This is a genomic window from Spongiibacter tropicus DSM 19543 (genome assembly GCF_000420325.1).
Taxonomy (GTDB): domain Bacteria; phylum Pseudomonadota; class Gammaproteobacteria; order Pseudomonadales; family Spongiibacteraceae; genus Spongiibacter; species Spongiibacter tropicus.
In genome coordinates this window covers 1,813,350-1,833,030 of sequence record NZ_ATUS01000001.1, presented here as the reverse complement: position 1 = coordinate 1,833,030, position 19,681 = coordinate 1,813,350, and the positions used below count along the sequence as shown (strand labels likewise).

Here is a 19,681-nt window from a genome sequence, read left to right as displayed (position 1 = left end):
ACGGGTTTACTTCGGGTGTTTACGCCGTATGCCCGATTCAGGCCGATGGCCGCCGTGCTAACTGACAACAAGGAAAAGAATAATGAACTACTGCCCCCAGTGTGCCAGTCCGCTTGCCGAGGTGCTGGTCGATGATGAAATTCGCAGCGGCTGCCCGGATCGCGCCTGCGGTTTTATCCACTTCAACAACCCGGTACCCGTGGTCGCGATGATTGTTGAAGTCGAGGGCGGCGTGGTGCTGGCGCACAATGTGAGCTGGCCGAAAAAGTTCTATTCCATTATCACCGGCTTTCTCGAAGCCGGGGAAGACCCCGTGGAATGTGCCCGCCGCGAGACGATGGAGGAGCTGAACCTTCACGCTCTGGAAACCGAGCTGATAGGCGCTTACCCCTTCCCCCACCAGAATCAGGTCATTATCGCCTATCACGTGAAAGCGGCGGGCGAGATCAAACTCAACCACGAGCTGGACGACTACAAAATCGTGCCGGTGGATCAGCTGAAAGGCTGGGATATGGGCACCGGTCTGGCGATTAACGACTGGCTGGCCCGCCAGGGTATTGTCAACGCACCGGCTTACTGAAACGCCGACTTGAGCAGCGACGGCGTGGTGCCGGTCCAGCGTTTGAAGGCGCGGCGGAAGTTGCTGCTGTCGTGAAAATGCAGGCGTTCAGAAATGGCATCCACCGACGCATCGTTCAGTAGCAACTCGACCAGTGCCTGCTCCCGGCGGGCACTGTCCAGCACTTCCTGATACGTACAAGCATGTTCGCGCAGGCGCCGCTTCAGTGTGGAAATACTGGTGCCCAGATAGGCGGCGGCATCGGGCAGGTCGCTGGCATCGGGGTGTTGATGCAGGTAGCGGTGGAGCGCGTCGATCAGGTAACGGCGCCCGTTCACAAGTTGATCACACTCTGCTTCTACCACCCTGAAGCGCAAAGACGATGATGTTTCAGGCGCCGCGCTGATTGACAGGGACAGTCGCAAGCCATCCCAGGGTGCCTGAAAGTGGCAGTCTGCTGAGAGGTGACTGTGGTAGTGCTCAATCGCATGGCGGCGTGGGGCAGACAGATAGCAGCTTATCTCGTCAGTAGCGGGGTGTTGGCTCAATAGCTGCCGCAAGGTGGTCATGGCAACGAGGCGTTCGGTATCCGACAAGCAGAGTTGTCCTGCGGCATGGCATAGCACCATGGCCGACTGTGAGTTGGGCCGGTAAACCTGAAGTCGCAGCGCCGGGTTTAACAGAAAGGCAAAGCGGCAAAGCGTATTAAGCTGCTCGTCTATCCGCTCGCAACGCGATAAAAGCTCAGCCAGTGGTCCGAGGCCGCTGTTGGCGAGCTGGTGCCCTAGCTGAAAGGGGAAGTCCTCGCCGGGCCAGAGGCGGTTGGCGTTGCTGAGCAGTTGACGGTAGTGCGACAGGCTAAGCTGCGCACCGCGAAACGGCAGGTCGCCGAGAAACAGCGCGGTATTATGAAGCAGCTTGGGCAGTGGCACGCCGCGGGCATGACACAGGTCGAGCAGTACTACCGGTTGCACCCAGGCGGGAATCACTTTGTCGTTTTGCAGAAGGACATCGCTGCGCATGGCTCAACGGGCCTCGGTGGTGTTGCTGCGCTTACGGGATTGCACATCGGCCACGGCGCGCTGCAGAAGTTGTTCGGCGGTTTCATCCTGTCGGGCAATCAACTGCCCGGCTTGTACCCCGATATCCGGTTGCTCACCGGTTTCCAGCAGCAGCGCCAAGCCCACGGCTTCGGTAAGTAAGATATTCAGGCGCTGGCGTAGATCGGGCAGTGGTGAATGTCCCTCGATAATCACGGCAAAGCGGTCACCACCATAGCGGCAGACCAGCGAGTGACTGGGTGCGGCAGCCACCAGTGTGTGAGCAACGCGGTTCAGTACGGCATCGCCGATGGCAAAGCCATAGCGCTGATTAATGCTGTTGAAGTCTTCCAGGTCGATCAGGCACAGGGAAATCGGTCGGCCTTCTGCGAGTGCCGAGGCCACCGCGTCGCGGCAGTAGGCGCCGCTGTAGAGGTCGGTGACCGGGTCGATATCGCTGTGGTTGCGGTAGTGGGCTTCCCGCCGCCGCAATTGCCGGCTGAATACGCGCTGCTCTCTGCCCAGACTCACCAGCCCAAGCGTAATCATGCCGATAGCCGCGGGCAGCGCCAGCGACTCAAGCTGAGTGCCTAACCAACTCTCATCCAGCCGCACCACTTCATCCAGCGTATCCAGAAAAAAGCCGTAGCTCAGCAGTGCAAAACCGCCGGTGAGCAGGCTGGTCACCGGCCCCGGTGGCCGCCAGCGGTGGATGAAGTGAAGCCACATCAGTGTGGCAAGCGCCAGACTGCCCTCGCCGAACAGGTCCATCCAGTCAATGTCCGGCCAGGCTTTGGCGTTGCCGTGGGTGATGGCCGAGAGAGCGGTCGATACCGCCAGCACACTGATCAGCCAGTAGGCATAGCGGTGTAGAAATGCCTGCCAGCTGGCGGTATTGGCCCAGTGCCGGAGTGTGCGGGGGTCAAATAAGCTCAGCGAATCGCGTTTTTTCACGGCCTGATGCCCTGTTCATCGTTGTCACATGGCAGGTCTGCATAGGTACAGCCTGATCGTGCGGCTCACGTTAACAGCCCTGTATGACGGCAAAAGGTCATATTGGCTCAAGCAGGCGGAAAAGGACGCGAAATTCGCCGTTCTTCACCGCCCGGCCTTTGCGCTGTCAAGTCTCTGTCATCTGCGGGGCCTAGCGTGTGCACCTGAATTGATTGCAGCGAGGCTCTCTACTCACCGGGTAGAGGGGCCGCATGGATGAAACCAGGAGCCAAAATGAAACCCTCCCCCTTTAGTCTGGTTCTGGCGGCGTTTACGGTCGCCGCCCCGAGCGTTTATGCCGATGATGTATCTCAACCAGTGGAAAGCGTTCACGTCTTTGCCGACCGTGTTGTGCAGCGCAACCATGTGGACAGCCCATCCCCCAAATTGGTTTACGACTCTGCGTTTTTCCAGCGCTTCGAGCCGATTTCGGTTGGCGACATGCTTAAGCGTGTGCCGGGTGTCAGCTTTACCAGCGATGTCGGTGAGTATGATTTGCCGCGTTTGCGCGGGCTGGACTCCAAGTACACGCAGGTACTGATCAACGGGCGCAAGCTGCCGGGTGAGGAGAATGACGGCGCCATTGCGGTGGATCGCATCCCTGCCGAAATGGTGGAAAAGATCGAAATTCTGCGCAGCCCCACCAGTGACATCGATAGCGAGGGCATTGGCGGCACGCTGAATATCGTGCTTAAAGAGGGCGCCCGATATCAGGGTGGCATCTGGCGGCTGGGCGCGGTGCATATGGAAGAAACCGACGGCAGCGGCTTTATCGGCTTTACCGGCATGGGTGAGACACTGGAATACAATGTGTCGGCGAATATTCAGGAGCGTCACAATCCCAAGAGCAAAGTTGCCAGCAAGCTCGACGGCGACGAGCGCGAGGACGTGGTGGAATCTGATGTGCGCGACAGCCGCGATGTCTCGCTCGCGGGGGATGCGATTGTGCATCTCAGCGATCGCGCCAAGCTCGGCTTTAACCTTTTCTATATGGATACCGAGCGCGACGAAGAAGAGAACACGCGCAAGAATGTTTTCCTTCGCGCCGACAGCAACTCGCCGTTTGTATTGGATGAACAAACCCTCGAGAACCAGCTTGAAAAAATTGAGCAGAGCAACGCCAACCTCGGGGTGAACTACGACTTGGCACTCGCTCGCGGTGAGCTGAATCTCTACGCATACAGCAACCAGTTTGAGCAGGACAAAACCGAAACCAATCGCGAGGCAGATCTGGGCGATCCACTGGAGCTGGATGAAATCGAGGTGACGGATATCGATGACAGCGATACGCGTGTCGGGGTTGCCTGGAAGGTGGATGGCGAGTCGATGACGTCAAAGTTCGGTGCCGAGATTAGCCGTCGGGAACGTGAGTTTTCGGTGTATGTGGCCGACGACAGCGGTGTTGTGGACGATGAAGACGACGAGTTTGCCGACTTCCGCGCCACTATCGACGGTTACGACCTCTACGCCACCAGCAAAATGACGCTCAACCCCAAGTGGGAAGTGGAAGCCGGTGTACGGGCTGAATACCGCGACCAGCAAGTGGAAGGGCGGGATTTTGCGGGCGCAAAGACTGACAGCGATCGCGATAACTGGGAGTACAACCCGTCAGTTCATCTGCGTTGGCATATCTCCGAGCAGGATCAGTTTCGTGCCAGCGTGGCGCGCACGCTGCGCTATCCGCAGTTCGATCAGCTTAACCCCGTGGAGCTGACCATCGATGACGAAAAGTTTCGCGGTAATCCTGAACTGGATCCAGAGAGCGCCTGGGGCCTTGATATCGGCTACGACCACTTCATTGGCAATGCCGGTGTGGTGGGGGTCAATGTATTTTATCGGGAAGTCAGCGACCTGATTGAATACCAGCAGACCGAGATTACTGTCGGCGTGGATGACTTCGACTTACGCGAGCCGATCAATAACCGCAACGATGGCACCATCATGGGCGTTGAGGTGGATGTCAGCACGCCATTCACGGCTTTTGGTCTTCCCAATCTCCAGGGTTTCCTCAACTACACGCTGTTGGATTCGGAAGTGGAAGATCCCTATTTTGAGGGCGTTGAGCGTCGCTTCAGCGGGCAGGCCGAGTATGTCTATAACATCGGCTTTGAGCACGAAATTGAGTCAATGGCGTTCAGCTACGGCATGAGCTATCAGCGCCAGGGGGCGGCTGAAGAGTTCGAGGGTGGTGAGGTGAACCGCATTACCTACGACGGCAATCTGGAGGTTTTCATTGAGAAGCGCTTTGCCAACGGGGACTATGTGGTGCGATTGTCCGGCCAAAACCTGCTGGATGCGGAGAAGCGTGAGTTGATTAAAGAATACGACGACTCTGCAGCCTACCGCGCCGATAATTTTGATACCCGCGAAGTTGAGGTTGAGGAAACCAGCCCCTCCGTCATCCTGACCTTCCGCGGCCGTTTCTGAGAGGGAGAGCGAAAATGATTTTTAAGAAACGTACCGCCCTGACCCTCAATGCCCTGCTGCTGGGTGCTTGCGCCAGCCTGCCGGAGGCTCCGGCAACGCTGGCGACGGTCTCCGCCGACGACCACCAATTGATGTTGAGTCGGGCTGGTGTCGCCACCGTGATTCATGAGGCCGAGTCCGAAATCGAAGCGGTGGCTGGCAATGGTCGGCAATTGCTGTGGATAGAAGATGCCGAGGCCGCACTGTGGGCGGGTGAACTCGGCGACCAGCGACTGGATGCCAATAAGCTGGCGAACCTCGATCACGATGCGGATGGCCTGTGTTTTGCCCCGGTTGCACCTGGCGTATTCGATGTACTGATCAGCGACGGGGATGGCCGGGTGTTCCAGTACTGGCTGGACTGGGCGTCGCAGTCACTGCGCCCGGTGCGCAGCCTGCATACCAATCCCGATATTGAGCAGTGTCTGTTGACCGCCAATGAATTGCTGCTCAATGACCCGTATTTAGGCCCGATTCGCGCAGATCGCAATCCGGAAAGCGATGCGATCCTGCAGCCACTGGCGGCGCCGTTAACGGCGGCGCAGCAAAGCCAGTTGGACAGTGGCAGCTATCTGATGTTTGCCGACACTCTTCATGGAATGCCGGAGCCTGAGGTGCCGGGCGTACACGCAGACCGCGAAACGACACCGGTTCAGGGGCCGGGTGACGCCGCAGATGATCCGGCGATACTCGCTGCGGCCGACGGCAATTTCTGGGTAGTGGGCACCGACAAGAAGCGCGGTCTGGCGGTGTACAGCGCTGACGGTGAGCTGCGACATTTTTTGCCCGAGGGACGTGAGAATAACGTCGATGCCCTGCCTCTGGGCGACGACCGTTTTCTGCTGGCGGCGAGCAATCGCACCCACAAAAGTATCGATCTGTTTATGGCCGACATGCAGGCGGACAGCATTGCCCTGACGCAACGTATCCCTGTGTCGCTCGAGGACCCCTACGGCCTGTGCATGGGGCGCAATGCGACCGGGCAGCCACTGGTGTTCATCGGTGATTCCGAAGGGCGCGTGGAATACTGGCGGCTCGAGGGTGATCAGGCCAGCAAGCGCCGCGATTTCGATTTTGACTCACAAACAGAGGGCTGTGTGTACGATGCGCGGCGCCATCTGCTCTACGTGGGTCAGGAAGATCGCGGTATCTGGCAGATTGATCCGGAAAGCGGCGAGCGCCGCCTGATCGAAAGCATTGAGCAGGGCCATCTGGTGGCCGATGTGGAAGGGCTGGATATATACGACGGCGAGCAGCGCTGGCTGATTGCGTCCAGTCAGGGGGATGACAGCTATGTTGTCTACGAGCTTGATCCCTGGCGCTATGTGGCGAAGTTTCGCATCGTGCCCGACTACGCGCGGGGGATAGACGGTGTGTCGGAGACCGATGGTCTGGCCGTGAGCACCGCGGCCTTGACCGGGTATCCCAAGGGGGTGCTGGTGGTACAGGACGGGCGCAACCGGGCGCCGGCGGCACCGCAAAACTTCAAACTGGTGGACTGGCGCCAGATTGAGGCCCTGTTAAACGCGGCGCCCTGAGGGCGCCTACTCTTCTTCCTTGCTGGCGAGGCGATCTTTTTCGACCTCATTTTTGGCCAGCAGGCGGGCGGCTTCCAGCTCTTCGGTGAGTTTGCTCAGCTCGGCTTTCACGGCGTCGCGGTCGAGTTCTTCGGCGCCTTCTTCCGGCTCGGCATTGAGCTGCGCTTTCAGGCTTTTGATTTTGCCTTCCAGCGCCTCCACCGCACTGGTCATTTCCGCTTTGTTGAACAGCACTTCTTCCGCATGGCCTGTCTTGTCCCGCTCCGGTACAAAGCGCTGTTTGACCGGAATAATGGCTTCGGTGGGGTCGAGTACACGCTGGTTCATAAAATTCGGTGAGACAATCTCGATCCCGGCATCGTGCAGGGCGTCGAGCATTTTACCGCGCAGCTTGGAACGGGTGCTGACCAGCAATCCGGCTTCTTCCAGCCAGCCGCTGGCCCGATACAGCACAGAGAAATCACCCAGTTCGCGAATCTGCACAAAGCCGTTGCCCAGCTCGGTATTTTCAATGGCGCGCAGCAGCGCGGCTTCGGCATCGCGTCGGTCGACGTCGTAACCCAGCGAGACCTCGGCAGAGACCACCGTGCCCGATGCGCGCACGACGTTGTAGGGTTCCTGGACCAGCAGCAGGTTCGGTACGGTGACCAGTTCGCTGGTTTCGTTCTGAATTTCCACATGGAGCAGGCCGCGCTGGCTGACCCGGCCGAGCTCGTTGCGAAACTCAATATAGTCCCCGGCGCGAAAGCTGTTCACCGTTCTGAGCATAAACCCCGCCATCAGGTTGCCCATCACCGAGGTGGACGACAGTGCGATAGCGGCACTGGCCAGCAAGCCGATGAGTGAGAACAACTGGCCGCGCAGATCATTGTCCACCGGGATTGTCGCGACAATCAGCACAATGCCCAGCAGGCGCATTGCCAGGCGGCTGCCCTGCTCGCGGTAGCGAATATCGGCCCCGTGGGCTTTCTGCGCGGCGAACACCCGGCGAACCACCAGCCAGACAATCACCAGTGCGCCCATTACGATCGCGGTCGGCAACCAGGGCAGCAGGGCGCTGGCCAGGGTCGACGGCAGCGATGTCAGTGTCTCTTCCATTCCCGCTCCAAATGCGTTTTTGCTCAGTGTAGCGGCGCAGGCGGTTGACCACCAAACGCATTCAGTGACGCGACGGCCCTGTGGTAGACTGTGCGGCTACAAACGGAGAGCTGAACTACAGAGGTCCACATGCCTGCATACCGTTCCAAAACTTCCACCGCCGGTCGCAATATGGCGGGTGCTCGTGCCCTGTGGCGCGCCACGGGCATGAAAGACGACGATTTCAACAAGCCGATCATTGCGGTCGCTAACTCGTTTACCCAGTTTGTACCCGGTCACGTCCACCTGAAGGACATGGGGCAGCTGGTTGCGCGTGAAATTGAAAAAGCGGGTGGCGTTGCCAAAGAATTCAACACCATCGCCGTGGACGACGGCATCGCCATGGGTCACGACGGCATGCTCTACAGCCTGCCCAGCCGCGACATTATTGCCGATTCCGTTGAGTACATGGTGAATGCGCACTGCGCCGATGCCATCGTGTGTATTTCCAACTGTGACAAGATCACGCCGGGAATGTTGATGGCGGCGATGCGGCTGAACGTGCCGGTCATTTTTGTTTCCGGTGGCCCGATGGAAGCCGGTAAAACCAAGCTGTCTGAAAACAAGCTCGATCTCGTCGATGCTATGGTGATCGCCGTGGATGACAGCGCCGATGATGAAACTGTTGCCGAATATGAGCGCTCAGCCTGCCCAACCTGCGGCAGCTGTTCGGGGATGTTTACTGCCAACTCCATGAACTGCCTGACCGAGGCACTGGGTCTGTCACTGCCGGGTAACGGCTCCTTGCTGGCGACGCATGCCGATCGTGAAAAGCTGTTTTTGGAAGCGGGTCGTCGCATTGTCGAGCTGGCCAAGCGCTATTACGAAGAGGATGACGACAGCGTTCTGCCGCGCAATATTGCCAATCGCGATGCCTTTAACAACGCGATGGCGCTGGATATCGCCATGGGCGGCTCTACCAACACCATTCTTCACCTGCTGGCCGCAGCACAGGAAGCGGAGCTGGACTTCGGCATGAAGGATATCGACGAGCTGTCGCGCCGTGTTCCCCAGTTGTGCAAGGTGGCTCCGAATACGCCGCTGTACCATATGGAAGACGTACATCGCGCGGGTGGGGTGATGGGCATTCTTGCCGAACTGGCTCGCGCTGATCTCCTCAACACCGGTTTGCCCACGGTACACGCCAGCAGCCTGGCCTCTGCGCTGCAGACTTGGGATATCATGGTCACCGACAACGATGCGGTGAAAACCTTTTATAAAGCCGGCCCGGCGGGTATTCCTACCCAGACGGCCTTCAGTCAGGATACGCGTTGGCCGTCGCTGGACGCCGATCGCGAAAATGGCTGTATCCGTTCGCTGGAAAATGCCTTTTCTCTGGAAGGTGGTCTGGCGGTGCTGCACGGCAATATTGCGGAAGACGGCTGTGTGGTGAAAACCTCGGGCGTGGATGAAAGCATTCTGGTCTTCGAAGGCCCGGCGCACATTTGCGAGAGTCAGGAAGATGCCGTTGACGATATTCTCAACGACCGCGTGAAAGCGGGCGATGTGGTCATCGTGCGTTACGAAGGCCCGAAAGGTGGCCCCGGCATGCAGGAAATGCTTTACCCCACCAGTTACATCAAGTCCAAGGGCCTTGGCAAAGCCTGTGCACTGCTGACTGACGGGCGTTTCTCCGGGGGGACTTCGGGGCTGTCTATCGGTCACGTATCGCCGGAAGCGGCATCAGGTGGCGCGATTGGTCTGGTGGAAAAGGGCGATATCATCCGCATCGATATTCCTGCACGGACCATCAACGTGCTGATCGATGACGCCGAACTTGCCAAGCGCCGCAAGGCCATGGATGCCAAAGGTGACAGCGCCTGGCAGCCGGTCAAACAGCGCCCTCGCAAAGTCTCTGCGGCGTTGAAGGCCTACGCCAAAATGGCGACCAGTGCCGACAAGGGCGCGGTACGAGACGTTAATCAGCTGTAAACCTCAGTCAGCGGAAGGGCTTTGTCTCTTCCGCTGACTCCTTGCTTCCCCTCCATACTCCCTCAGCCCTCTCTTTCTCTTTTGCTAAGTGCCGTGTTTCTGAGTGCCTGTCTGTCGCCCATTCTGATGAGGGCGTCCAGCCTGTGCTGCTGCAAAAATGCGAGTCATTGATGGGAGGATGACTATGCAAAGGCACAGGGGACATGTCGCGCTGATTACCGGCGCGGCTTCAGGTATTGGGCGCGCCACCGCGGTCAGGCTGGCCGAAGAGGGCGCCAGCGTCATGTTGGCGGATGTCAATCGGGAGGGACTGGAGGCGACTCGCGCCTTGCTGCCTGCGTCGACAGCAGCGCAGTGCGTTGAACTTGACGTGACGCAACAGGATAGCTGCCAGCAGGCAGTTGAACAGTGTATTCGGGATTTCGGGCGGCTGGATGTGCTGTGCAATATTGCGGGCATATCCCTCTGTCGGCACTTGGTGGATATCACGGCTGAAGAGTGGCAGCGCATTGTGGCTATCAATCTCAATGGCGTGTTTTTCATGTGTCAGGCTGCCATGCCGCGACTGGTCGAGACTCGGGGAAATGTTGTCAATATGGCGTCTACCGCCGGGCTGGAAGGCCTGGCCTACAATGCGGCCTACTGCGCGACCAAAGCGGCGGTGGTGATGTTCAGCAAATCGCTGGCGCTGGAGTTTTCCGGCAAGGGCGTGAGGGTGAATGCGATTTGTCCCGGTGCGGTGGAGACGCCGCTCAGCTCGGCGTTTGAAATGCCGGAAGGGTCGGATCCGGCGCTGCTGGGACGTATGTTTCCGCTGCTGGAGATGAGTAAGCCCGACGAAGTTGCGGCAGCCGTTGCCTACCTGTCTTCTCCCGAGGCGCGTTTCGTTACCGGCGTAGCGTTTGCGATTGATGGCGGACAGACGGCGGGTTGATCTGCGGCAATCGTGATTGAGTTGTCGCCAGCGAGATGTTTTCCGTTGTGAAATCGGTGTAGCGTTGTAGGCATCGGCTGGTGATAACGGAAAGTGTGGTGGACGAGACAAAGCTGGAGAAACTCAAGGCCGGAGACGAGGCGCTGTTTGCTGACGTGGTGCGAGAGCATCATCGCGCCTTGCTCGCGTTGGTGGTGCCGCTGGTCGGCCACAGCGACGCGGAGGAGGCGGTGCAGAATGCCTGGATTAAGGCCCATCGTGCGCTGCCGGGTTTTGAGGGGCGCTCCAGTCTTCGTACCTGGCTGGGACGTATCGCCCTCAATGAAGCCAAGATGCTGCTCCGCAAGGGCGGCCGCGAAGCTTGCCTGACGGATATTTTCCCGGATGCGCTGGCGGCGGACGTTCTGGAGGGCCGCTTCGATCGTCGCGGTCACTGGCAGTCGCCATTGGTGCAGTGGGATCTGGAGAGCCCCGACAGTCTGCTGATGCGCGATGACCTGTCCGATTGTCTCGATCGGATCCTGGAAGCAATGCCCACAACACAGCGCGCGGTGCTTGAGCTGCGCGATACGGCTGGCATTGCCTTCGAGGAAATCTGTAACGAACTGTCGATTTCTGCATCCAATGCCCGGGTGATTTTGCACCGTGCCCGCAGCCAGTTAGTGAAACTGGTGGATCACTACGAGGAGACCGGGGAATGCTGAAATGTCGGGAGTTTGTCGATACCGTTGATGCGCTGGTAGAGGGCGAACTGACGGTTCGTCAGCGTCTGTCGATGCGCCTGCACTGGTTTATCTGTAAACATTGCCGCCGTTATCTCAGTCAGTTGCGGGCATTGCTCGGCGCGATCCCCTTTATGCACAAACCGGCCAGTGACGAGGAAGTCAAGCGGGTGATGCGGGGTCTCAGGTCGTCAGATGGGCATCGGGGCGGTGGCGAATAGTTTTTTGCGAAAGACTGTAACAAGCTGGCGGTCTGTCGCATCTACGTAGCACCAACACATTGTTAATAATCAGGAGTTCACCATGCGTAGCAAATCCATCAATGCGGTAAAAAGTGCGGTCGGTCTGGCGCTGATGTCCACGGGGCTGGCAGTTTCAGCACAGGCGTCAGCGGGCGAAAACCCCTTTCTTGCGAAAGATCTGGGCAGCGGTTACCAGCTGGCGAGCAAGGATATGGAAGGCAAATGCGGCGAAGCCAAGTGTGGCGAACGCAAGCCCGCCAAGGAAATGGAAGGTAAATGTGGCGAGGCGAAATGTGGCGAGCAGAAAGCTGCCAAACAGCATGAAGGCAAGTGTGGGGAAGCCAAGTGCGGAGAGAAGAAATCGATGAAAAGCCAGGAAGGTAAATGTGGCGAAGGTAAGTGCGGCGGTTAATTTGACGCACAACTGATAGGAAGTAAGGCCATGTTTTCCACTGACTTTGGCAAGGTGTCCGGCGCTGGTCTCGGCCTGCGCCGGGCACTGATGGACCCGCTGGAGAACGAGGAAACAGCGTGGCCGGACTTTCTGGAGGTTGCACCGGAAAACTGGATACGGGTGGGCGGTCGTTTTGGCCGCCGCTTCGCTGCACTTGCTGAGCGACGGCCGCTGCTTTGTCACGGCCTGTCGCTGTCGCTGGGCAGCACCGACCCCGTCGACTGGGCGTTTCTTGGCGAAGTGCGCGACTTCCTTCGCAAGCACCGTGTACAGAAATACACCGAACACCTGAGCTATTGCAGTGACAATGGCCACTTATACGACCTGGCGCCGATCCCGTTTACCGAGGAAGCCGTGCGCCATGTTGCCGGACGTATCGCAGCCGTGCAGGATTTTCTCGGCGAGCGTATCGGCATTGAAAACGTCAGTTACTACGCGGCGCCTGGCGCCGATATGTCGGAAATCGACTTTGTTAACGCCGTGCTGAATGAAGCTGACTGCGAGCTGCTGCTCGATGTGAACAACATCTACGTGAACAGCATCAACCATGGCTACGATCCGCTTGCCTATTTGCAGGCACTGCCGCTGGAACGCGTCTGCTACATCCATGTGGCCGGGCATTACGATGAAGCGGACGACTTGAAAATCGACACCCATGGCGCGGATGTCATCGACCCGGTATGGGGCTTACTGTCGCAGACCTATCAGCGTGTCGGTGCCCTGCCTACCTTGTTGGAGCGGGATTTCAACTTTCCGCCGCTGGCGGACTTGATGGTGGAAGTGGAACAGATTCGCCAGTTACAGGCCGGTGTTGAGATACCGGCGAGGGCACTGCGATGAGCGAATCTTTCCGTGATGTGCAGCGGAAGTTCAGCGCCTATATGCGCGACCCCGAAAATACGATGCCACCAGCAAATATCGAAGAACGGCGACTCAAGGTCTATCGCGAGCTGTTCTACAACACGGTGGAGGGCCTGCTTGCCAAAAGCTTTCCGGTGATTCGGGAGATACTTGATGACCGGGATCAGTGGCATGTCCTGGTCCGCGATTTTTACACCAATGCCCGCTGCGACAGCCCCTATTTTACGGAATTGCCCGAGCGCTTTGTGGCCTATCTGGCTGATGAGGTGGCGCTCCCCCTGCCACCCTATCTGCCTGAGCTGGCGCACTACGAGTGGCTGGAACTGGTGCTGGAAATTGCCGAAGACACCAAGCTTGTACCGCCCGCTACACAGGGCGATTTGTTAGATGACGTGCCGGTACTGAACCCCGTTTATCAACTGGCGCAATACCACTGGCCGGTCAGCCAGATTGCGGTGAACTGTGAGCCCGATGCGCCATTGAGCACGCCAATGCTGGTGCTGCTGTACCGCGATGCCGGTGACGTCGTGCGGTTTATGGAGATCAACGACATCACCGCCGCGTTCGTTGAGCAGCTCAACAGCATGCCCGAGTTGTCAGGCCGAGAGCATTTGCAACGACTTGCGACGCAGTTGCCGCAGATTCCGGTGGAGCAGGTTTTGCATTTTGGCGCCGATATGCTGACCGATTTTCAGGCGCGTGGCCTGATTCTCGGGACGATGCAAAGGCCGTGAATCCGGTTTATTGAATTCTCAACGCCCCAATCTTTCGGGAGACTCATCATGATTCGATCCCTGCCGCAGCGTGTACATGGCTGGCTTGACGGCAGTCGTCAGCTCGACTTTATCGCCCCGCTGCTGCTTCGCCTGTTTCTCGCACCGGTGTTTATTTCTGCGGGCTTGAACAAGCTGCTGGCTTTCGACAGCACGGTGGAATGGTTTGGCAATGCCGACTGGGGACTGGGCCTGCCCCTGCCCTGGCTGATGGCCTTTCTCGCCGTTGCCACCGAGCTGTTAGGGGGTGTCTTCCTGTTGCTGGGTCTGGCTACCCGCTATATCGCCGTGCCGTTGATGGTGACCATGCTGGTAGCGGCGTTCGCGGTGCATTGGGACAACGGCTGGTATGCGATCGCCCCCTCTGACCCTGCCACCAGCATGTCGCAGCCGCTGGCCGCTATCGGCGTTCCCGGTGCCGAGGCCAGTTTGCAAAACAGTGAAGAAGTCAGCAAACGGCTGGACGCCGCGCGTGGCCTGCTGCAGGAGCATGGCCACTACAACTGGCTGACGGAAACAGGTCCCTTTGTGGTGCTTAACAACGGTATCGAATTTGCGGCCACCTACTTCATCATGCTGCTGTCGCTGTTCTTTACCGGCGCGGGACGATATTTGAGTGTGGATTATTGGTGGGCGCGTCGTTTTTGGGAATAAAGACGCTGACCCAAAATCGGGGTTGATGATGGGCAGCGTCTCATGTGGTTTATTCCAACACGATTGGCGCAGGTAGTGGATATTCTCGTGGCGCTCTTGGTGATTTGCCTCGATTGGTGTGGGAAAGTCGTTGCAGGAACAGCCTTTTGCCACCACGAGAAATAATCTCTCCGGACTTCACTTCCCCTAGAAGTTCGAGAGTGCGTATTGCTTGGCTGCGAAACTCTTCGAAATCAATGTCATTGGACGTGCGCATGGAAAGATAGTTGACGACTTTTCCATCTTTAATAGCAGCCCAGTATTTTCCGTAAGTTAATGTTTTGTCTTCCATAACTCAGTGTTTCCTGTTGTTACTGTATAGGTGATCACTGCGGTCGTGCCTCCGCAGTAGTTTGTTGTTTTCTTTAAGTCTCGTTGATCGCTTGAAGCAATAATTCTTCTACATAGCGCTTGTAGCGAAGATAGACCGAGGTCTGCTGTGGCTCGGAATCTGCCAGACTGAGCCGGTCGAGGTAGAAGCGCCGCTGGTTGGGGAAGCGTTCCCGCAATTGGCTGGCGAGTCGTCGAAAGACGCTGTCGCCCTCGTCGGCATGACACAGCAACTGATTATTCCAGCGCAGGTCGAAGACCGGTTTAGCGCCGGGCCGGGGGTGGGCGATGGCTTCCAGATAGAGTCCGGAGCGGGCGCGACAGGGTGGTGGCGGACAGTCCACAGCCTGCCAGCGGCCGTCCTGTCGCCGCAGAGAATGAAGCTGTACGCGGTGCTGACGGTTCTGCTCCTGCCGGCAGTGTTGGAGAAAGCCCAGCAATTGCTGCAGCAGGGCTTCGGGGTCGCGGCTTTCGTTGGCGAGGTAGCACAGTGAGCCACGTTCATCGCGGACAAAAATGTCGACCAGGGCTTCACGCGGGTGAAGAAAAAGATGGCAGTCGTCGCTGTGGCTGTGGGCGACGATGGCGGCGAGTGCGGAATCAGGTACGCAAAACGGATCCAGGTGCAGTGGACTGAATTGCTCCTGTCCCCGCTCCAGACATTGGATTAATTCAGGGTAGCTGCTGAGTGTTGCCACATCCAGTTCATTGTTGCGCTGCCGGACAATATGAAATCCGTCGGCCAGTTTGAGAATGTAGCGACTGTTGGCATTCTGTTGAAAGCAGTTGTCGAGGCTTGTGGTGAGCTGTTGCAGGCGGTTGACGAGTTGATCGTCGGGATCGTTGAAACAGAGCATCTGGATAGTGGGGCTAACCCCGACGTGGTCGGCAGCGATGCGGATCTGGTGGTAAGCGCGAAGACTGTTGAGCAGCGTGTCGCTGCCACTGATTGCGGTAGCGGAGACTTCGCCCCAGCTGTTGACGACGACCAGTTCGGCGTTGGCGACGGGGTAACAACTGCGGTGCTGTCCTACGCCCTGGCTGCTGAGCTGCGACAGACTGTCCTGTCCGAGGTTGATACACAGCAGGACGTATTCCGGTGCTTTGGGGCGGCTGAAAACCTCGTGTTTGTCGGGGTCGGCGGCGGGCAGGCGGGCGGGTAGCGCTTTTTGCAGCCAGCAGGCCAGGCGATTGAGGTCGGATTCGGTAACGCCGAGCTTGTGGCTGCCCAGTCGCAAGCGGCTGTTCTCCTGAACGAGTCCGTTGCACAGACACCAGCAGAGCAGTCGGCAGAGCTGATCGTCCTCCTTGAGCGTTGTTTCGCTGTGGAAGTCGTTGCGGGGGCTGCTGCTAACCACCCAGCGCCGACGATCGCCGAAGCCGATCGTATAGAAGTACAGCTGTTGCTCAGAAAGGTCGGGAGAGATGCCGGGGTTGAGCCATTCAATTTTGTTGCGCTTGCGTTCAAAGGCCGCATAGAGCTTTCGCCCCAGCAGAGTCATTTCTTCAGAGTTGATCAGCGCTGACTGCTGACTGCGCGCGGCAAAGTCCTGCAGAAATCGGTAGCTGTGGGTAAGTTCGGCCACCAGAAAACGGTGTTCGTCGCGGACTCGGCGCAGCTTCCAGCGGTGACGGGTGTCGAGGTTGAGCAGCGTTTCAGACGGCCATTGCCACTCTTTTACCAGCGCTTCCAGTCGTGTTCGTCGGTCTGCCTGTTTACTGAGCCCGGGGCGGGAGAGGTGCAGGCCGGTTTTGAAGTAAAAAGCGCGGCGTACCAGCTCCAGTCGATCCTTTTCACCGCGTTGACGGAGATGCTGCTCCAGGCGACGGTAAACCATAATGTAGGGGTCCAACTCGTCGAGGTTGGTATCGCCCTCGTGCACCCGCGCTTTCATTGTCAGGCAGATGGCCTGCACATTGGGGTAGTCGCTGGCATAGGCTTCGGTCAGCAGCAGTTTCAGCAGGGCTTTGTACGGCGAGGCGATCGCCTTGTAGAGCTGCCAGACACCTGCGCCGATAAACTCCCCGGCGGGAATCGCCGCTACCCCGCCGAAGTCGATACTTTCGTCCGGACCGACAAAATTCTGCACATGCAGCAGCGCGGTATATTCCGGGTAGTTGGCCTCCTCATCGGGGGGCACTAGCCACCAGATCGGGTAGCGGCCAGCCAGCAAAATGGCGCTGCGGTAGAACTCATCCAACAGCAAATAATGCTGACTGGTGCCGGTGCCGTCAGCGCTCAGGCGCTCGCGTTCTCCCCGGCGGAATTGCTCGCTGTCCATCAGAAAGAAGTGCAGGTCCAGACCGAGGCCAGCAGCCCATGCTGACAGCGCATCGGCTTTGTCCTGCAATTGTTGCAGGGCGCTATGGTCGAGGTCGCTGCGGTGGCAGAGCCAGATATCGAGATCGGAGTCCTCGGCCTGAGCGATGCTGCCGCAGGAACCCATTACAAACAGGCTGTGGATGTGGGTCGTGCCGTCATGGGGGCGGTAGCTGAAGCCGCTGGACAATGATTGTCGGGCGCGGCCGAGCAGCTGCTCACTGGGCTGGTAGCCGTCGATACCACAGGGAGTGTGGCGGCTCACGTAGCCTGGCAGTGCGGGATGGTTGACGTGCAGCAGCAGCGGCACCAGATCGAAGAGCAGGCGTTGATGTTCCTGCAGTGCGGTGCGATTGCGCTGCAGGCGGGCGGTATTAAGTTGCATGAAGCGGGCGCGCAGCTCGGCAATGCGGTGTGGATTGATTCCGCGGTCGAAGAGTTTGGAAAGTGCCTCGCGTCCTGGCATCACTGTTGACCTTGAGCCTGAGGTCTACACTGTAGCCTGCCGCGTGCTCGCTGTCATGAGCGGTGCAAGAGCAGGTGGCCCTGCGTATCGACGCGGCCCCGCCAGCCCGGCGCCAGCCAGGTTGTGGCGACGGCCTCGGTGATCAGTGCCGGACCGTCGATCTGTTGCCCCACCGCCAGTGCCGGGCGGCTGTAACAGGGTACGGGCGTATCGATAAAGGCCACTGACTGATACCGGGGTGGTTCGGTCGGCTGCGGTTCAGGTGTCGGCAGTGCTGTGACAGCGGCGGGGGCACGCAGTGCCATGCGTAAATTGACCAGTTGTACCGGCAGGGCAAGGTCGTGGCCATAGCGCTGCTGGTGGGCTCGGTGAAACTGGGCGGCGCAGTCGTTCAGATCGCCCTGATAGGGAATATTCAGCGTGTAGGATTGGCCCTGGTAGCACAGATCCAGCGATAACTGTGTGTGGATTTGCTCCGCGGTCACGCCCTCGGCCAACAGCGCGGTTCGCCCTTCGTTGAGCATCTCGTCGAGGGGACGTTGCAGTGCTGCTGAAGTCAATGCCGCCAGCGGTTGACTGAGGGTGCGCGAGAGCTGGCGTTCTCGTGGGGCCAGCAACATCCCCAGCGCCGAGAATACGCCGCCGTGGTTGGGGACGATCACCTCCCGGCTGCCCAGGGCTTCCGCCAGCTCGCAAATGTGCAGGCCGCCGGCGCCGCCGAAGCAGCACAGGCTGAAGGCCTCCGGATCGAAGCCGCGCTGAACGGATATCAGCCGCAGCGCGCGCACCATGTGCTCGTTGGCAATCGCAATAATCCCGGCGGCGGCCTCTTCCGTCGCCATACCCAGCTCTCCGGCCAGCGCCGATACAGCGCGGTGGGCGTCGTCGTAACGCAAGCTCATGCTGCCGCCCAGTTTCGCGTTGGCAGGCAGGCGACCGAGTACGACATTGGCGTCGGTCACCGTTGCCTGTGTGCCGCCGTTGCCATAGGCGGCGGGACCGGGGTCGGCCCCGGCGGATTCGGGGCCGACCTTGAGCAGTCCACCGTCATCGAGACTGGCAATGGAGCCGCCACCGGCGCCAATGGTGTGCATATCGACCATGGGCACGGCGACGGGATAGGGCCCGATTCGGCCCTCGCTGGTCAGTGCAATATCGCCATTGATCAGCGCGACATCGCTGGACGTTCCGCCCATATCGAAGGTGATAAGCTGTTTTTTGCCGATGTTATGCCCAAGTTGTCGGGCGGCGGCCAAGCCCCCGGCGGGGCCGGATAGCAGCAGATTCACCGCGCGGTTACCGGCATTGTGGGCATCGGTTGTGCCGCCTGAGGATTGCATGATCGACAGCGGCGTACTGCGCAGCGCCACTTGCAGACGTTGCAGGTAGCTCTGCACTTTGGGGCCCAGCCAGGCGTTCAGCCAGGTTGCCATGCCGCGCTCGTATTCCTTGTACTCGGGCAGGATGGCCGACGAACGGGCACAAAATACACCGTCAGGCATGGCCGCTTCGATGGCCTTTTCGTCCTCGTCGTTGAGAAAGGAGAACAGTAAATTAATGGCGACAGCGTCGACCTCCAGCGCGTCGACGGCGGCGCGCAGCTCGGCCAGCTGTTCCGCGCTGATTTGCTGTAATACCTGGCCCTGTGCATCGACGCGGCAGTCGGCTTCAAGGCAAAGCTCGGCCGGAACGGGTGTAGCCTTTGCGGCGGGGCGAAGTGCGTAGAGCTTTTCCCGGGTCTGGCGGCCTATGCTCAAGAGATCGGCGAAGCCGCGGTTGCCAATATACGCGGTACGCACACCTTTACCTTCCAGCGCGGCGTTGGTGGCGACGGTGGAGCCGTGGACCACGGTCAGGCTGCCGTCGGCCACGCGGGCATTCAGCCCGAGGGCGGCAATGCCCTGCAGTATGGCCTGCTCTGGCTGCGCCGGGGTGGACAGGCATTTGTGCAAGGCAATGTGCTTGCCATCGACGAGAATAAAGTCGGTGAAGGTGCCGCCGGTGTCGACGCCGAGATATGCTGTGTCTGCCATAGTCTGCTGTTTGTCAAAAAAAGCCATTGTCGCGGTTGCAGCGGCAGATGTCATGATCTCTGGAGGCGTGTCGCAGACATAAAAAAGGGGCCTGAAAGGCCCCATAAAATCGGTGTCATCGTGTTAGTCCACTGCCGCCCATTTCGGCAGTTTCCCGTAAAGTGATGTCACCCGTCCCAAAAACGCAA

Annotated in this window: 17 protein-coding genes; 11 read left to right on the top strand and 6 right to left on the bottom strand. The window is 58.9% G+C overall.

Features of this window, described 5'->3' with window-relative positions; all coding sequences use genetic code 11:
- Positions 1 to 82: 82 nt before the first annotated feature.
- The gene (locus G411_RS0108570; RefSeq protein WP_022958781.1) at positions 83 to 580 is read left to right on the top strand and encodes an NUDIX domain-containing protein; all 498 of its coding nucleotides are present in this window, start codon (positions 83 to 85) and stop codon (positions 578 to 580) included.
- On the opposite strand, the gene G411_RS0108565 is transcribed toward G411_RS0108570, so the two are convergent.
- A complete protein-coding gene (locus tag G411_RS0108565) occupies positions 574 to 1,581 on the bottom strand; it encodes a helix-turn-helix transcriptional regulator (protein ID WP_022958780.1) in 1,008 nt (335 codons plus the stop codon). The two genes, G411_RS0108570 and G411_RS0108565, sit on opposite strands and share 7 nt — an antisense overlap.
- Before the next feature lie 3 nt (positions 1,582 to 1,584).
- Positions 1,585 to 2,553 carry a GGDEF domain-containing protein gene (locus tag G411_RS19865; protein WP_022958779.1) on the bottom strand — a complete coding sequence of 323 codons (969 nt, stop codon included), beginning with the start codon at positions 2,551 to 2,553 and terminating at the stop codon, positions 1,585 to 1,587.
- Positions 2,554 to 2,826: 273 nt separating this feature from the next.
- On the opposite strand from G411_RS19865, the gene G411_RS19860 reads away from it, so the two are divergent.
- Together G411_RS19860 and G411_RS0108550 are read left to right on the top strand one after the other, a co-directional pair.
- Positions 2,827 to 5,019: a TonB-dependent receptor plug domain-containing protein gene (locus G411_RS19860; RefSeq protein WP_022958778.1), complete on the top strand. Its 2,193-nt coding sequence runs from the start codon at positions 2,827 to 2,829 to the stop codon at positions 5,017 to 5,019.
- A 14-nt stretch (positions 5,020 to 5,033) separates the two neighbouring features.
- Positions 5,034 to 6,596 (top strand): phytase, encoded by a 1,563-nt coding sequence (locus tag G411_RS0108550; protein WP_022958777.1) that lies wholly within the window; start codon positions 5,034 to 5,036, stop codon positions 6,594 to 6,596.
- Between the two features lie 6 nt (positions 6,597 to 6,602).
- On the opposite strand, the gene G411_RS19855 is transcribed toward G411_RS0108550, so the two are convergent.
- Positions 6,603 to 7,694, bottom strand: a complete 1,092-nt coding sequence (locus tag G411_RS19855) for a mechanosensitive ion channel family protein (protein ID WP_022958776.1) — start codon at positions 7,692 to 7,694, stop codon at positions 6,603 to 6,605.
- 129 nt (positions 7,695 to 7,823) lie between these two features.
- Here G411_RS19855 and ilvD point away from each other — a divergent pair, with 129 nt between their 5' ends.
- The 8 genes from ilvD to G411_RS0108505 all read left to right on the top strand — a co-directional run bounded on the left by ilvD (position 7,824) and on the right by G411_RS0108505 (position 14,305).
- Positions 7,824 to 9,665 (top strand): dihydroxy-acid dehydratase, encoded by a 1,842-nt coding sequence (ilvD, locus tag G411_RS0108540; RefSeq protein WP_022958775.1) that lies wholly within the window; start codon positions 7,824 to 7,826, stop codon positions 9,663 to 9,665.
- 184 nt (positions 9,666 to 9,849) lie between these two features.
- Complete coding sequence (locus tag G411_RS0108535; protein ID WP_022958774.1) at positions 9,850 to 10,599, top strand: SDR family NAD(P)-dependent oxidoreductase; 750 nt, start codon at positions 9,850 to 9,852, stop codon at positions 10,597 to 10,599.
- 98 nt (positions 10,600 to 10,697) lie between these two features.
- Positions 10,698 to 11,303 carry an RNA polymerase sigma factor gene (locus G411_RS0108530; protein ID WP_022958773.1) on the top strand — a complete coding sequence of 202 codons (606 nt, stop codon included), beginning with the start codon at positions 10,698 to 10,700 and terminating at the stop codon, positions 11,301 to 11,303.
- A complete protein-coding gene (locus tag G411_RS22330) occupies positions 11,297 to 11,542 on the top strand; it encodes an anti-sigma factor family protein (protein WP_022958772.1) in 246 nt (81 codons plus the stop codon). The genes G411_RS0108530 and G411_RS22330 overlap by 7 nt, the downstream gene beginning before the upstream one ends.
- A gap of 82 nt (positions 11,543 to 11,624) precedes the next feature.
- Positions 11,625 to 11,975, top strand: a complete 351-nt coding sequence (locus tag G411_RS0108520) for an HvfA family oxazolone/thioamide-modified RiPP metallophore (protein WP_022958771.1) — start codon at positions 11,625 to 11,627, stop codon at positions 11,973 to 11,975.
- Between the two features lie 30 nt (positions 11,976 to 12,005).
- Positions 12,006 to 12,857: an HvfB family MNIO-type RiPP peptide maturase gene (locus G411_RS0108515; protein ID WP_022958770.1), complete on the top strand. Its 852-nt coding sequence runs from the start codon at positions 12,006 to 12,008 to the stop codon at positions 12,855 to 12,857.
- Complete coding sequence (locus tag G411_RS0108510) at positions 12,854 to 13,612, top strand: HvfC family RiPP maturation protein (RefSeq protein WP_022958769.1); 759 nt, start codon at positions 12,854 to 12,856, stop codon at positions 13,610 to 13,612. The genes G411_RS0108515 and G411_RS0108510 overlap by 4 nt, the downstream gene beginning before the upstream one ends.
- 48 nt (positions 13,613 to 13,660) lie before the next feature.
- A complete protein-coding gene (locus G411_RS0108505) occupies positions 13,661 to 14,305 on the top strand; it encodes an HvfX family Cu-binding RiPP maturation protein (protein WP_022958768.1) in 645 nt (214 codons plus the stop codon).
- A gap of 49 nt (positions 14,306 to 14,354) precedes the next feature.
- Here the strand turns inward: G411_RS0108505 and G411_RS0108500 are convergent, their stop codons facing one another.
- From G411_RS0108500 to G411_RS0108490, 3 genes are all read right to left on the bottom strand, one after another.
- Positions 14,355 to 14,636, bottom strand: a complete 282-nt coding sequence (locus G411_RS0108500) for a hypothetical protein (RefSeq protein ID WP_022958767.1) — start codon at positions 14,634 to 14,636, stop codon at positions 14,355 to 14,357.
- 73 nt (positions 14,637 to 14,709) lie between these two features.
- Positions 14,710 to 17,460: a class I adenylate cyclase gene (locus G411_RS19845; RefSeq protein ID WP_022958766.1), complete on the bottom strand. Its 2,751-nt coding sequence runs from the start codon at positions 17,458 to 17,460 to the stop codon at positions 14,710 to 14,712.
- 53 nt (positions 17,461 to 17,513) lie between these two features.
- Positions 17,514 to 19,493 (bottom strand): hydantoinase/oxoprolinase family protein, encoded by a 1,980-nt coding sequence (locus tag G411_RS0108490; RefSeq protein ID WP_028968275.1) that lies wholly within the window; start codon positions 19,491 to 19,493, stop codon positions 17,514 to 17,516.
- Positions 19,494 to 19,681: the final 188 nt, after the last annotated feature.